The sequence below is a fragment of the Mucilaginibacter sp. Mucisp73 genome, assembly GCF_059491465.1.
Map to the genome: position 1 here is coordinate 3,510,070 of NZ_CP168507.1, position 15,094 is coordinate 3,525,163.

Sequence of the window (15,094 nt, forward strand, 5' to 3'; positions counted from 1 at the left end):
ATCTGTTATTTATCTTCTAAATAGCCGGTGTAATCCCCTGGCCTTCCCAATAGTCAATAATAGGTTTGTATGGTCCGTATTTATGCTGCAGTTCGGAAAAAGGATCTTTAAACGGCCCTTTGTCATAATCAATCGCTTTTTCTTCGTAATGCGGATAATCAACCTCCTTAGTAGTCTTAGGCAAAGGACGTTTATGCTTTTTATCGTCATTAACAAAAGCAGCTATATCAAGCGCCTGGGCATCGGTCAGGAAGGGTTTGCCTTCGGCTGTTTTATCATAAGGCATGTTGCCTTTTAGCCATTGCGCTAATTTAACAACCCTGTGCATACTTGAACCCGGGCGATAGGCCAATAATCCCCATACCGGTGGATATTCGTAAGTTACATTATCAAAACGCATTTTGCCTTCGCCGTTTTTGGCATGGCAGCGCTCGCAGTTTTGCGCGTATAGCACTTCGCCCCTGTCTGATGATGCCGCAACATCCGGCAGTTCGACTTCCATATTCTTTAACCCTTTGGTAGTTTTAGATATGTTTGACGAATCACTCAGAAATTTCAGGTAAGCCATGATCGAGATCATTTCCTTTCCATCCAACGGCAATGGTTTGCCCAGATTAGGGCGCATTACGCAATTGTTGATGCGCTCGGCCAAAGATAAGATCCTGCCCTCTCTTGCCCTGTACTGCGGATAATCACGAAATGACCTAACCAAATTAAAAGCGTATGGTCTTGTACCTGCATCACGGTGGCAATTGGTACAATTCATTTTATTGCCGGTGTAATGTCCGTTAACCCCTTCGGGACCAATATAGTATGCGGTATGCAACATCAGTTCGCGGCCATAACGCACCGCATCGCCATATTTACCGCCGGGCATTTTGGAGGTATCCACAGCAATCAGGTTATTCACAGCCGCTGAATCAGCTTTATTTGTCTCTTCGGCTTTGCTCCCGCTACATGACACTAACTGGGCAACGCTCGCCAAAGCGACTAACAACAACAGCAAAGCTATATATTGATATTTCTTTTTCATTTTTAATGATTTACGGTTTTAAATATGGATCAAGCTGTTCGTATTTTATAAAACCTGCACGGTAAGTTGGCACCGATGTTTCCATCGTCCATTGCAAAACGCCTTTATCATTTGCCAGCACCACAATATGCCTTTTGGAGCAACATACCAATGTGGTTGTATCATTGATCATATAGGCACTGCCCATACGTCCGTTAAAAATTTCTTTAGGTAGTTTAATGTGCATGGCAACGGTCGACGTTTGATTTTTTTCATCAATTTTCATTGCATACACGCCTGACTGGTGTTTCTCTACCCCGTTATCAAAAAACATCAAGTTGCCCTGTTTATTGACATGAGCTGCATGGGCCTGGGTAAAGTTACAATCGGCAGGCATGGCTATGGTACCGCCTTTACCAAACTTGTAGATAATCTTACCATCGCGCGAGTTGATTTTCCAGATCTGCCCGTTGTTGTAGAACGACATCAGGTAATTGCCGTCTGTATCATAGCTGAGACTGTTGGCATGCATCCAGTCTTTTTTAGTTTTCAGAATCTTAGCATCTTTCAGCGGATCCATTACATCAAACACACTCCATTTATAAAGCTGCTTGCCGGCTTTATCCATCACCATAATGCCATCTCCGTTAACAGTATCCTGTTTACTTCCCCCTACAGATGTTAGATCCATAATTTTCTTATCCACAAAAATGGTTACCAACTGGCCCTTATCGTTCTTCAATATTTCGTGATGAATGGTTTGCTTGAAATCGCCCTGCCCTTTGGTAAGGTGCAGTAAAGTATCGCCTAACATATTGATCTCCAGTATCTCGCTGCCATAGCTGGTGGGTTCGTCGTTACGGCCTAAAATAGAGAGTAGGGTTTTATCCTTTGTAAAGTTGATCACCTTAAAACCGAGCCTGTCAATCATATGATACCACCTGATCTGTCCTTTTGCATCAACCAAAAATGCCACACCGGGTGCGTAACGTTTATTAATAAGCATCAAACCGTCGTTAAACTGTGCGGGCACGGTGGCTTTCGCAGCAATTTTTGCGTTGAACTGTTCCTGTAAAAACAATGGCAACTCGTGCGATTTAAAAGTATGGGGTTTGCTTACCACCGTATCGCCACCATCTATAGTTACGATATGATATGAGTAGGTGGTATCAGGCAAAATATTGCAAAGTACAAGCTTATATGATGTGCCGTTACTGGTAGTAGTCGACCGGTATTTAACCGGCGGCTTACCTTCTATCCAGTATTCGGCATACAGATCAACAGGCTTGCTGGTCATAACATCAAGCTTAATTTTTAGCTCATTGTTATTGTATAAACCGATGTGAATTTCTTTTATAAGATTGCCGCCTGAACATCCGCAAATTACTGAAATCAACAGCCCCTTCGCTAAAACTTTAAACCAATCTTTCATCACTAATTTTGTAATACCGGTTAAACAGTAAAGAATATACAACCCATTGAAGGCTGTATACTCTTTACTAATATTTGAATTTATGCTTATTGCTGCCTGCCCGCATTATTCAGCTTAGGGTTGATATTAACCTGGTTAAGCGGATATGGGAAATACTCGTCGCGCGGCAACTGTACGGTATTGGTTTGGCCAACACGTTTTAAGTAAGCGTTCACGATCACATCATATTTGCCAAAGCGTTTCAGGTCGGCCCTTCTTTTGCCTTCATAATATAGCTCCCAGCCGCGTTCCTGTAACAATGCATCGCGGAAAGTTGCCTGGGTCAAATTAGCCTGCACCAATAATTTGGCATGTGAGCGGCCTTTAACCTGGTTTACTAATGAAACAGCCTCTGCGGTTGGACCATTCAATTCGTTTAAAGCTTCGGCGCGACTTAATAACACATCTGCATAGCGTAAAACATCCACACTATGGCCATCATAGTAAGTGTTGGCCCCATTGGGATCGGCATACTTCATGGTTGCAACATCCGGCATATACAATACTCCATCCGGAGCGGTAGCGCCCTGCGAAGGGGCTTGTTTGTGGGTTAAGCCGTCGACGCCCTGGTATTGGGTGAAGAACATCTTTTTACGGTCATCCTCATCGCCATAGCTGTTGTAAAAATCCCAGGTTACAGCGTAGTACTGCCACCTGTCGGTTAACACCGGATGGCTTAGCGGACCGAAGTGGTTCAATAACTCTGTTCCGTTAACGTTAGCATCGCTTAATACCGAGAAGATATTTTCAGAACACCAGGTGTTTGATTCTTTAAACAAACCCTCATAAGTTGGATATAACTGGTAAATACCCAAATCCATTACCTGTTTTGTAAGATCAGCCGCTTTTTGCCATTGGTGCTCACGCAGATAAACCTTAGCCAGCAGGAACATCGCCGCACCTTTAGTGGCCCGGCCAACATCGTTAGTTGTGTAGATATCACTTTTTGTGTAATCTTTAGGCAAAACATTGATTGCATTTTGCAGGTCGCTGATCATCAGCGCGTCAACATCCGCAACAGGGCTTGGCGCAGTTTGCGCCTTATAATCAGGATTGGCTATATCTTTTTCCGTAGTTAAGATCACCGGTCCCCAGGCATCAGTAAGATCGGAATAAGCAATGGCACGTAAAAATTTCATTTCGGCTAAAAACTGATTTTTCTGGGCATCTGTAATACTTTTCATTGCCGAAATATTATAGATAGCGTTGTTTGCGTTGGCCACCAATTTATAGATCTGCCTGTAATCTTCAGCTATCAAACCGTTGGCCGAGTTCCATTGCACCAGTGACAGTTGGCCCGGGTCACCGGCGTAGCTACAGTGACCTACATCAGTAGTTAAGTCGGTGAGGGCGAAGTGCCTTACTGTCCAATAATCAAAGTTATCACCAACCGCCGGACCTTTAAGGCGGGCATAAACTGCATTCACGGCAGCAATAGCATCTGATTTGGTTAAAAATGCATTTTGACTTGTTAAGCTGCTATATATCTTTGGTTCAAGGCTGGACTTGTTACACGAAAATTGTGTAATAACCGCAGTTGCAAGGAGTAGAATATTATATTTTTTCATTTTGATTTAAATTTTGTTGATCCCTTAAATGGATAATTCATTAATGGATTGATGCCTTAATACCGAATGTTATGGTTCTGAATGCCGGGAACGAGTTGAAGTCCAAACCACCGGCAGTAGCAGACCTTAAGGCTACCTGGCCAGGATGTCCATTGGTGTCATCTGCATGTACGTTTGCCTCCGGGTCGGTACCTTTATAACCGGTGATAGTCCACAAGTTTTGAGCTTCGGCATAGATCCTGATACCTTGTAAAATTTTCATATTCTGAAATAATGAGGCAGGGAAGTTATATGCCAGCGTAAGGGATTTTAAACGCACGTAAGAAGCATTTTCAACAAAACGCGAGTTTACGTAGCTGCCATAGGTGCTGAGGTAATAACCCTCACGCGGAACAGATGTATTTTCGTTTTTACCTGCAACAAACCTGTTTAATGCAGCCGCACCGGTTGTTGATTCCAGTACCATGGCGTTCATGTTGTACAGGTAATAATCAAACGCTCCCTGGAAAAATATACCAAGATCGATGCCTTTGTAATGAAAATCATTACCGAAACCTGCCATATAATGCGGGTTAGAGTTGCCCAGATAAGTACGGTCGGCCGGGGTAATTACACCGTCGCCATTAACGTCTTTATATTTAGGGTCACCTGCTTTTGAGTTTAGCTGCGGGCCGTATTTTTCGCCGGTTTTTATAACACCTTCGTAAACATAGCCATACAGTTCGCCTAATTCAATACCTGGTACAACCCTTGTAAATTCCTGCCCCGAAACGGTACCGCTTGGGTTGGCAGTGTTTGTGCTTATTATCGAAACCCCCGGACCTAAATTCAGTGTCTTTTGTTTATTATAAGCAAACGTAACTGTAGTATTCCATGAAAGGTCTTTACTGCGCAGGTTGCTTGTATTTAGCGAAAGTTCGATACCCCTGTTTTGAACAGCTCCTCCATTGATATATTGGGTTCCATTTGTAGCCCCCCATTGTGCTCCAATCGGAACCTGGATCAACAGGTCGGTAGTTTTTTTACTATAATAATCAATACTTGCGTTGATACGGCCATTAGCAAAGCCCATATCTAAACCAATATCCAATTGCCTTGTTGCCTCCCACTGAAGATTAGGGTTTGCAAGGTTTTTAGGTTCGATACCTGTTTGTAGCTGGCCGCTTCCGTTAAGCACTGTGCTGTACGGCCCAAATGTAGCAAGGTATAAGCTTGCGGGAATACGGTCATTACCGGTAACACCATAGCTAACCCGTGCCTTTAAATTTGAGAAAGTATTCAGATCTTTTACAAAATCCTCGTCAGTTAATTTATAAGCTACAGCACCCGCCGGGAAAAAGCCAGAACGTTTGTTTGAACCAAATTGCGACGAACGGTCATCACGATAAGAGAACGACGCCAAAATTTTGTCCTTGTAAGCATAATTTAACCTTGTAAAGTACGATGTAAGAAAAGCTTCTGCCTTGCTACTTCCATAGCCGTTACTTAATGATCCTGCACCTAAGTTATAGTACAGGAACGCATCGGTTGAAAAGCCTTTTGCACCGGATAATAATGATTCAGCAACATCTTTTTGGTTTGATGTACCTAACAATACGGTAAAATCATGGTCTTTTTTGATATTGAACTTATAAGTCAAATAGTTCTCAGCAATCCACCTGAAGTTTGAATAGATCTGTTCGGCAGCTACACCACCTTGTTTTGCACCTGCAATTGTAGTTGTTGGCAGGTACTGCCCGGTGGTGGTTTGATTATATTCTGTACCGGCGGTAAGGTGATAAGTTAAACCGTTAATGATCTTATAATCCAAACCAACATTGGCATTGATCAGCTTATTACCGCTGTTATTAGTTGGCTCTAATAGACCAGCCAGAGCATTGGTTTTTGTACCTTGGGTAACATAATAATTATAAGTACCATCAGCATTGTAAGGTGCTACGTTGGGCGGTGCAGTCAATAAGCTGAACAATGGTGCAGTGATATCGCCACTGTATGACTGTAAAGTTGAGGTTGAATTTGCACCGTAAAAGTTACCGCTGATCTTAATATTCTCGTTAACAGTTTTTTCGGCGCCAATCCTCGCAGTATATCTTTCATAACCGGTATGTTGCAGCACACCTACTTGTTTAATGTGATTACCTGCGATATATAATTTTGAATTCTGATCGCCGGCACTTAAACTAAGGCTTTGATTTTGAACAGTAGCGTTGCGGGTCGCCAGTTTTAACCAGTTTGTGTTGGCCACCTTGAAACTTGATGGATAAGGCTGTGGCTTACCATCTTCAAGGGCAGTAGCATTTTGGATATCGGTATACTGCTGACCGGTTAACAGGTTAGGCTTATAAGTTAAATATTGGGTACCGCCTGATATATCGGCATCTAAAGAAACTTTACCGTTTTTTCCTTTTTTGGTAGTGATCAAAACAACACCATTACCACCTCTTGAACCGTAGATGGCAGTTGCAGATGCATCTTTCAGTACTTGAATGTCTTCAATGTCGTTCGGGTTTACCTGGCTACCTGCCTCACTGATGAAACCGTCAACCACATACAATGGTGCTGTAGAAGTATTGATAGAGTTACCACCCCTCACGGTGATATTAATACCAGCGCCTGGTGCAAAGCTGGCTTGTTGTACCTGTACACCGGCTGCTTTACCCTGGATAGCCTGCCCAATGTTGGCCGTAGTACCACCAAGCGTCAGGTTATCACTTTTGATTGAACTGATGGAACCGGTAAGGTCGCCTTTTTTAACGGTACCGTAACCTACTACCACTACTTCGTTCAGTTTATTAAGGTCCTCCTGTAAAGTGATAGTAACGTCTGAGGATCCGTTAATTGATACTTCCTGTGGTTTATACCCTACATAAGAAACAACCAACACTGTTGAATTGCCCTTCAATGTAATTTTAAACTTACCGTTAACATCGGTTGTGGTGGTATTTTTGACACCTTTTTGGGTAACGGTAGCGCCAATTACCGGGCCGTCTTTATCTTTTACGCTACCGCTGATTGTTGTTTGCGCGTTGGCAAGTACTGGCAATAATAGTAGCAGGCAACAGCACATCAATTTAAAAAGGCCGTTGATCTGCCTCCTTAAATAAATGTGTTTGCTGAAGCCCTTGTCGGGGTTTGAGTAAATTTTAATCATACGTGGTGGTGTTAGTATTAATTAATTGTTAGTTTTCTGTTGTGATTTAGCTCTGTTTTTGAATATTGGAAATTAGAGATACAGGGTTTCGAAAGCAAAAATTCGCCCCTCCAAACACAGCGCAAACGTTTGTTTTGGGCAAAATCGGACCTACGCAAACGTTTGACTTAAAGTATTTTGCGGAGATAAAACTTGGTTCCTGAAGGGTTTTGTGGTATTGAGCAGATCGCAACCGGGATGATTCAGGCGCCAATTTTATGGATTCTGCGTATTTGAGGACTAAGCTTGAAGAATTTGATTATGAGTGGATTGGAATAAGATCTACAAACGCAACCCCACTGTGGTATCAGCCGCCACCCAGCTCCAGCTATAGCCGTTAACTTAGACGGCAAAGGGGGTTAACAGGGTTAACAGATTTCTAATTATTTAAACTTAAAAACCTAAAAATCAATAACATAAACAAAGCATAGGGTTACACTAAAAGCCACTGCTTACCTGTAGCAGGGGTAGCTATACTACTTTAAAAAAGTAAAGCCCGGCTTTTGGCCAGGCTAAACATAAAACATGCAAAAAAATATAAACGATAATCAAAAGCCGCTGTCATCAAGCGCGAAGGTATTCTTCCGCTCTTTCCATTTACCTTTGGTAAAATCAGGAAATGCCACACTTGCGTTACCTTCTTTCAGTGATTTTGTTGACAAGGGCGTAATTACACTCATGGTAACAGAATCATAAACATCAATAGGTGTTTGGCGTTTTTGCTTTACTGATTCAACAAAGGCGTTAAACACAAACCAGTCCATACCACCGTGGCCGGCACCCTCGGCAAACTTTTCGTATTTTTTCCAAAGCGGATGGTCATATTTATCAAACCATTCCTTTGCCGGATCCCATGAATCATCTTCTTTTGATTTATGATCAATATAAACGCTTTTGTTTACATCCATCCATAAACCTTTAGTACCCTGTACACGGAAACCTAATGAATATGGACGGGGCAGGTGTGTATCATGGCTCAGTAACACCGTTTCACCATTGGCACAATTGATCATCGTAGTGGTTACGTCACCGTTTTTGTAATGGATCTTAGCATTCGGGTGACCAGGCGATAATTCTTCTACGTATGCTGCCAAACCCTTTGCTTTGCTGCTAAATGATACCAGGTTAGTAAAGCGGTTACCTGCATTAATATTAGCATAATGCATACATGGACCGGCGCCGTGGGTTGGGTAAATATCACCATCCACATCGATATTGAACTGCGTACGCCATTGAGCTTCGCTCAGGGCTTTGGGGCCATACTCAACGCCTCCGCCATAATATTGCTTACCGTTATTGAACAATACACCTCTTAAATTATGCTGATATCCGCCTTCCAAATGGACGATTTCGCCAAACAGGTCCTGGCGCACCATATTTAAGGCAGCCATCACATCACGACGGTAACAAACGTTTTCGAGCGTCATGTACGGGATACCTGTTTTTTCTGAAGTGTTAACGATATCCCAGTGATCTTCAACCGTAAGACCGGCAATTACTTCACAACCAACATACTTTCCGGCTTTCATAGCGTCAATAGCCTGTGGGTGGTGAAACTGCCATGGGGTAGCAATAATTACCGCATCAATATCTTTATGATCCAGCAGCTTTTTGTAGGCATCCAGTCCGCCGGTGTATTCCTTTACGGGTGCATGGCCTTTTTTGGCGATGTATTCGCGGCAAATTTTCAGTGAACTTTCCTGCGTATCGCAAATGGCAACGATCTCCACATCATCGCGAAGCAAACCTTCGGCAATATGGCTCATGCCGCGGGCGCCTACGCCTATGTAACCTAAACGGACTTTTACAGGTGCCGATGCAAACAGCCTTCCTGACGGTAAAATGCTAAAACCTGCTGCTGCAATTGCGCTGGTTTTCAAAAATTGTCTTCTTTCCATATATAATATTGAGGTTTTTGGGGGCTTATTTATTGGGTAATTTTTCAAAGTCAATTACAGGCTTCTTTCCTGTTGGTTCACGATCATAAGGGGTTTTGAGCTGGATATAATTATCAAAGAAACCTCCGTTTTGCAGAAAGAACTTATCACCTTCTTTTCCTCCGGCATAATCTTTACGATAATTAGCATTGGCTGTAGCATCGCCGGTATAGATGGCGTGGGTAAGTTCCTGCCAATTGTTTTCGCTATCGCATATCCACTGGTTGGTGAAATAAGCCTTACGTACCTTATCGCCATTTTCGGGTTCAAAATTCTCAACAAACGAATATAAATGCGTTAAGTAAGTAGCCTTTTGCGGGCGGGTAAAGCTGGCTATTAAAAACCATTTCCCGGCGGATATATTTTTAAAGTAAGCAGTATAAGTAGTGGTGTGCTTCGCATTGTCAGGTTCGGCACTCAGCAAGAAGGCATAGGCTTGTCCGGCTTTCCATGGGAAACGCATATAACTTTGGCCTCCCGAGCCCTCATTCCCGAACTCACCTATATGCACATTACTGCCACTCTTAACCCGTTTAATGCGCATGCTATCCGGGATGCTTTTAGGGTCTTCGGTATTAAAAGGGCTCCATACCGAAAATAATACGCGGCGTTCGGTTGCGGAATTTACCTGCATACCGAAGTATCCCTCGCCAAAACCATCGGCCATAAAATAGGAGCCGATCACATCCTGTCCTTTCGGTACTATGATCTCATTATAAAACCATTTTACTTTATTCTCTTTGTCGGTTAGGACAGGGTAACGCAAATGTACAGAAGGCCCCCTTCTGCCAAAATGAAATGAGCTGCCTTTTGCAACATATGAAATATCATTATCCGGCTTTTGCAGGGTAATTACCAGGTCAGATACATCTGCATAAACAGTCCCGGTTTTACTGATGCCTTTTAAACTGATCTTTACATAACCCGGCCGACTGATGTGAACCTTCCCAAAACTGACAGTATCAAACCTTGTGTTGCTTATTTTTTTGACGACAGCATTTTTTCCTGCCGATAACAGCAGCGTACTGTTCCCCTGCGGCACCCGTACCACCAGCGCAAGCTCAAGGTCCTGTGCAACACTAACCCTGAAATAAATATTAGCGGTGGATTTTATGCTTCTCAGGCCAATCAACCCTTCGTCGGTTATGGTATCCGGCGCATTTACCCAGGCATTACCGCCAAACGGGATAACGTGACGCAGCTTTGAAGCATCAATATGTACCGTCTGCGCGATAGCAACTCTATTTCCGATGACAATAAACAATATTGAAAGACAAATTATAGCGGTTTTCTTCATCATTGGGTTATAACACAAGTATCGTTTCATAAATGTACTCGCATTAGTGGCTTTAGGAAAAAATAAATGCTTCAATTTCAACGCAAACGTTTGAAAAATGGGCATAATTATCCCTTAACTGGCATTAATTGAAAAAAAGGTATTTATCAAACATTATGGCTTGATAACTTCGGCCTCTAAAATTGGAGGTAAATACGCCTGCTAAGCGATTATTTCTTTATTGCAGATAAGCGGGGCTCTCTAAATAAAATTAAAGGGTACTATATGCCACCGCTAATGTTCAAATCTCCACTATGCTAACCGGCCAACCTATGCAAACTGATGATTTAGCACGCAAACGTTTGCAATGCAGTTAATACAAGCTATTTCATAATAATCGCTTAACTTTAACTATAAAAACAACATTAGCCCGTAATTAATGCAAACAAAGCCAACTACTATAAAAGAGATAGCACAAATATTAGGCATCTCGGTTTCTACAGTTTCAAGGGCCTTGCATGATCATCCGAGCATAGGACTCACCACAAGGGCAAAAGTTAAAAAGCTGGCCGGCGAGTTAAACTATGAGCCTAACCAAACCGCTATTTTTTTGCAAAAGGGCAAAACCCTCACCATCGGGGTCATTTTACCCGAGCTTTCGGAGGCTTTCTTCTCCTCGGCCATAAGCGCTATTGAAGATACTGCCTATAAAAAAAATTATACCGTATTGCTGGCACAATCACATGATGATGAGCAAAAGGAAAAACAGCTGGTTGAAAAAATGAAAAACCACCGGGTTGATGGCCTGCTTGTATCGGTAGGGAAAAATACCTCCTCGTACCAGCATTTTGAAAACTTAAAAAAATACAATATCCCGGTAGTTTATTTCGATAGGATCCCGGCCATACCCAACATCCATTATGTAGCCTGCAATATGGAAATCGGCACTATTGAGGCAGTTAGTTACCTGCTAAAAAAAGGTCACCGGGCAATAGGCATGATCAACGGGCCGCAAACCATGGTTGCTACCGGTGAGCGTAAAGAGGGCTACATCAAAGCCATGACCAAAAACAGGCTTAAATATGACCCTTCGCTCATAGTTTCGTGCGACCTTACCGAAGAAGGCACCAGGAAAGCTTTAGATGAATTATTGGCCAGCAAACGCAAACCAACCGCTATAGTAACCTTTAATGATTATGTAGCACTTTTTGCTATTAAACACGCCAGTAAATTAAACATCAAAATAAATAAGGACCTTGAATTTGTAAGCTATGCCAATTTACCGCTAATCAATTATATGGAGAATATTCCTGCCGCTTCGGTTGAACAATTCCCATATTTACAGGGGCAAAAAGCAACTGACATTTTGATGGACCTGCTGCACCACCAGGGTACCGGCGGCAATGAACCAAGCGCCTTTTACAAAGTGATCATTGAATCGCAACTGGTTGAAAACAAAAAATAAACCTAAACAAAAAACACTCAAACGTTTGCGCATGGCTATCGTTTATGAAATTAGCTATGTTTGATGAGTTAACGTCTATAATATGTTTGATGATATCCTAATAAATTTTGGATTAAACGTTTCTGAATACCATATCCGGCCTTTTGGCTCGGGTTTAATAAACTATACTTATAAAATAAGTGGTGCTAACCATTCCTATATTCTTCAGCAAATCAACGTCGCTGTTTTCAAAAGGCCCCATCATATCGACAGCAACCTTGTACTAATCAAAGAATATCTTGATAAACACAATCCAGGTTATTTATTTGTAGCCCCGTTAAAGAATCAAAAAGGGAAATCGATCATTCAAGCTGTCGACGGTAAGTTTTACCGGCTTTTCCCATTTATTGAAGGGTCACATACAGTAAATTTTTTGCAGGATACAAAGGAAGCCTATAGCGCTGCGGTGCAGTTTGGCCGGTTTACCCGTTTGTTAAACCATTTTGACATCAGCAAACTCGAATACACACTTCCGGATTTTCATAATCTAAAATTACGGGTTGCACAGTTTGAACAGGCTTTAAAAACAGCCGAACCCCGAAAACAGGAACAGGCAGCTAAGGAAGTAAAAGCTGCTGATGATCATATCAACATATTGCATACCTATAACCTGTTTACAACCAATAACGAAATCTCGCTCCGGGTGATCCACCACGATACCAAAATAAATAACGTACTGTTTGACAAAGAGCAAAAAGCGCTATGTATTGTTGACCTTGATACAGTAATGCCCGGCTATTATTTAAGCGATGTTGGCGACATGATGCGTACCTATTTATCGCCCGCCAACGAAGAGGAAAAAGATCTGGATAAGATTATCATCAGGACAGATTTTTTCAGAGCGATATATAAAGGTTATATGAGCGAAATGAGCAACATCCTTACTGAAACTGAAAAACAGTATTTCACCTTTTCGGGCAAACTAATGATCTATATGCAGGGCCTCCGTTTTTTAACCGATTTTTTAAATAACGATATTTACTATGGCACCCAATATGAAGGGCATAATTTGATCAGGGCTAAAAACCAGTTTAAACTACTTGAAGGTTACATCAATGCCGAACCTGTATTTAGAGAAATAATTGCCGGTGTAGATAAAGAATTACTGACCACCGCCAACGGCATTTAACAGGTCATTCAACCTGTCGGGCCGCACAATGTTACCAACAAACCTTGCACAGGCCTCGCGAAATTCATACTTTCGACGCCCGTATTGGCAGCAACCGGCCTAAACCGGGGCATGGGAAACAACATTTATGAAAGTTATTATAGCCGAAAAACCATCTGTAGCCAGGGAAATTGCCAAAGTTTTTGGGGCGACTACAAAGAAAGACGGTTATATTGAAGGCAAGGGTTTCACCTTTACCTGGGCTTTCGGTCACCTGTTACAACTTGCCGCCCCGCAGGAGTATGGCTATTACGGCTGGAGCGTTCAGCACCTGCCGATGCTGCCTCAAAAGTTTAAGCTTTCTATTCGTAAAGTAAAAACCAAGGATGGTTTGGTGGATGATCCATCAGTAAAAAAACAACTGGATACCATTCAAAAGCTATTTGATGAATCCACTGAGATCATTGTAGCAACGGATGCCGGGCGCGAAGGGGAACTCATCTTTCGCTATATTTACTATTACTTAAAATGCAAAAAGCCTTTTAAAAGGCTCTGGATCTCATCGCAAACTGATGAGGCTATCAAAGAAGGCTTCCGGAACCTGAAGCCCGGCAGCGATTATGATACACTGTTCAATTCGGCCCATTGCCGTTCCCAGTCGGACTGGCTGGTGGGTATGAACGCCACGCAGGCACTTAGTCTTTCTTCGGGGATCCGTGGTGCGGTACTTTCATTAGGCAGGGTGCAAACCCCCACCCTTGCCATGATCTGTTCTCGGTACCTCGAAAACAAAAACTTCGTACCCGAAACCTTTTACCAGGTAAGCATTCACCCCGATAAAGACGGGCAGGTATTTAAAGCCATATCGTCCGAAAATTATAAAACCAAAGATGAAGCACAGGCAGTACTTGACAAGGTGCAGGATGTTGAAGGCGGCTTTCCGCAGGGCGGCCATATTTTACAAGTGGAAGCCAAACCCCGTAAAGAGCCACCTCCGCTATTGCATGATTTGAGCAGCCTGCAACAGGAAGCCAATAAACGCAAAGGTTTCACTGCCGATCAAACCCTTACCATTCTCCAAAACCTGTATGAAAACAAACTGGTTACCTATCCCCGTACCGGTAGCCGCTATATAGGCGACGATGTTTTTGCGGGTGTACCTGCGTTGATTGAAAAGCTGGAACAACATCCGCTGTTTGGCAAACAAGCCATTGCGTTGGGCAGCGCTACGCTTAACAAACGAAGTGTAAATGCAAAAAAGGTAACAGATCACCACGCCGTGCTTACCACCGGCGAAAACCCGCACCAGCTTTCGGCCGATCAGCAGGCTGTTTACGATATGGTGGCCGGTCGTATGCTCGAAGCATTTCATCAGGATTGTATTAAGGAAGTCACAAAAATTGTGGTGCAATCGGGCGCTAAATTCAACGCCAGCGGAACGGTAATCCATACTGCCGGCTGGCGTTCTGTATTCAATGATAAGGAAGACGATAAAAAAGACGAAGAGAACGCAACGCTGCCTAAAGTAACCCAGGGTGAAAACCTACCCATAACTGCCAAAGCCCTGCTCGAAAAACAAACCAAACCCCGGCCACTATACAACGAAGCCACCCTGCTTAAAGCATTGGAAACAGCAGGCAAAGAGATTGACGACGAAGAGCTGCGTTACGCTATGAAAGACAGCGGCCTTGGAACGCCGGCAACAAGGGCAGCCATCATCGAAACCCTGCTTAAACGCAATTATATTATCAGGGAAAAGAAAAACCTGGTACCCACAACTACCGGCATTGCCGTTTATGAAGTAGTAAAAAATCAGCAGATAGCCCAGGCCGAACTTACCGGAACATGGGAAAAACGTTTGGAAGAGATCCGCTCAGGAGCTTCGGTTACCGAATTCCAGAACGAGATCAAAACCTATACACGAGCCATCACTTCCGAATTACTGGCGCAGGGAAAATCATTAAAAATCCCGGCTATGGAAGCGGCCGGGAGCAAAGTTACAGCCTAAAGAATGGCGACATGGATAGC

9 protein-coding genes are annotated in these 15,094 nt (G+C 42.9%); 3 read left to right on the forward strand and 6 right to left on the reverse strand.

All coding sequences use genetic code 11. From position 1 onward, the window contains the following. Positions 1-16 precede the first annotated feature (16 nt). The 6 genes from ACEN82_RS14635 to ACEN82_RS14660 form a co-directional block, all read right to left on the reverse strand. On the reverse strand, positions 17-1,033 hold the full coding sequence (locus ACEN82_RS14635; RefSeq protein ID WP_413317592.1) for a c-type cytochrome: 1,017 nt from the start codon (positions 1,031-1,033) through the stop codon (positions 17-19). A gap of 10 nt (positions 1,034-1,043) precedes the next feature. After that, positions 1,044-2,444 (reverse strand): aryl-sulfate sulfotransferase, encoded by a 1,401-nt coding sequence (locus tag ACEN82_RS14640; protein ID WP_413317594.1) that lies wholly within the window; start codon positions 2,442-2,444, stop codon positions 1,044-1,046. An 86-nt stretch (positions 2,445-2,530) separates the two neighbouring features. After that, positions 2,531-4,051, reverse strand: a complete 1,521-nt coding sequence (locus tag ACEN82_RS14645; protein ID WP_413317596.1) for a RagB/SusD family nutrient uptake outer membrane protein — start codon at positions 4,049-4,051, stop codon at positions 2,531-2,533. Positions 4,052-4,091: 40 nt separating this feature from the next. Beyond that, positions 4,092-7,202, reverse strand: coding sequence for a SusC/RagA family TonB-linked outer membrane protein (locus ACEN82_RS14650; protein WP_413317598.1), 3,111 nt, complete (start codon positions 7,200-7,202; stop codon positions 4,092-4,094). Positions 7,203-7,789: 587 nt separating this feature from the next. Then, positions 7,790-9,139, reverse strand: coding sequence for a Gfo/Idh/MocA family protein (locus ACEN82_RS14655; protein WP_413317600.1), 1,350 nt, complete (start codon positions 9,137-9,139; stop codon positions 7,790-7,792). Positions 9,140-9,164: 25 nt separating this feature from the next. Further along, a complete protein-coding gene (locus tag ACEN82_RS14660; protein WP_413317602.1) occupies positions 9,165-10,478 on the reverse strand; it encodes a DUF3472 domain-containing protein in 1,314 nt (437 codons plus the stop codon). Between the two features lie 415 nt (positions 10,479-10,893). Between ACEN82_RS14660 and ACEN82_RS14665 the strand changes: the two genes are divergently transcribed. The 3 genes from ACEN82_RS14665 (at position 10,894) to ACEN82_RS14675 (ending at position 15,074) form a co-directional block, all read left to right on the forward strand. Next, positions 10,894-11,919 carry a LacI family DNA-binding transcriptional regulator gene (locus ACEN82_RS14665; RefSeq protein WP_413317604.1) on the forward strand — a complete coding sequence of 342 codons (1,026 nt, stop codon included), beginning with the start codon at positions 10,894-10,896 and terminating at the stop codon, positions 11,917-11,919. An 82-nt stretch (positions 11,920-12,001) separates the two neighbouring features. Continuing rightward, positions 12,002-13,087, forward strand: coding sequence for a phosphotransferase enzyme family protein (locus tag ACEN82_RS14670; protein ID WP_413317606.1), 1,086 nt, complete (start codon positions 12,002-12,004; stop codon positions 13,085-13,087). A 127-nt stretch (positions 13,088-13,214) separates the two neighbouring features. Next, on the forward strand, positions 13,215-15,074 hold the full coding sequence (locus ACEN82_RS14675) for a DNA topoisomerase 3 (protein WP_413317608.1): 1,860 nt from the start codon (positions 13,215-13,217) through the stop codon (positions 15,072-15,074). Positions 15,075-15,094: the final 20 nt, after the last annotated feature.

Bases quoted from the DNA above. Each gene is read 5' to 3' on its own strand.
- ACEN82_RS14635 (WP_413317592.1), bottom strand. From the start codon at position 1,033: ATGAAAAAGAAATATCAATATATAGCTTTGCTGTTGTTGTTAGTCGCT.
- ACEN82_RS14640 (WP_413317594.1), bottom strand. From the start codon at position 2,444: ATGAAAGATTGGTTTAAAGTTTTAGCGAAGGGGCTGTTGATTTCAGTA.
- ACEN82_RS14645 (WP_413317596.1), bottom strand. From the start codon at position 4,051: ATGAAAAAATATAATATTCTACTCCTTGCAACTGCGGTTATTACACAA.
- ACEN82_RS14650 (WP_413317598.1), bottom strand. From the start codon at position 7,202: ATGATTAAAATTTACTCAAACCCCGACAAGGGCTTCAGCAAACACATT.
- ACEN82_RS14655 (WP_413317600.1), bottom strand. From the start codon at position 9,139: ATGGAAAGAAGACAATTTTTGAAAACCAGCGCAATTGCAGCAGCAGGT.
- ACEN82_RS14660 (WP_413317602.1), bottom strand. From the start codon at position 10,478: ATGATGAAGAAAACCGCTATAATTTGTCTTTCAATATTGTTTATTGTC.
- ACEN82_RS14665 (WP_413317604.1), top strand. From the start codon at position 10,894: ATGCAAACAAAGCCAACTACTATAAAAGAGATAGCACAAATATTAGGC.
- ACEN82_RS14670 (WP_413317606.1), top strand. From the start codon at position 12,002: ATGTTTGATGATATCCTAATAAATTTTGGATTAAACGTTTCTGAATAC.
- ACEN82_RS14675 (WP_413317608.1), top strand. From the start codon at position 13,215: ATGAAAGTTATTATAGCCGAAAAACCATCTGTAGCCAGGGAAATTGCC.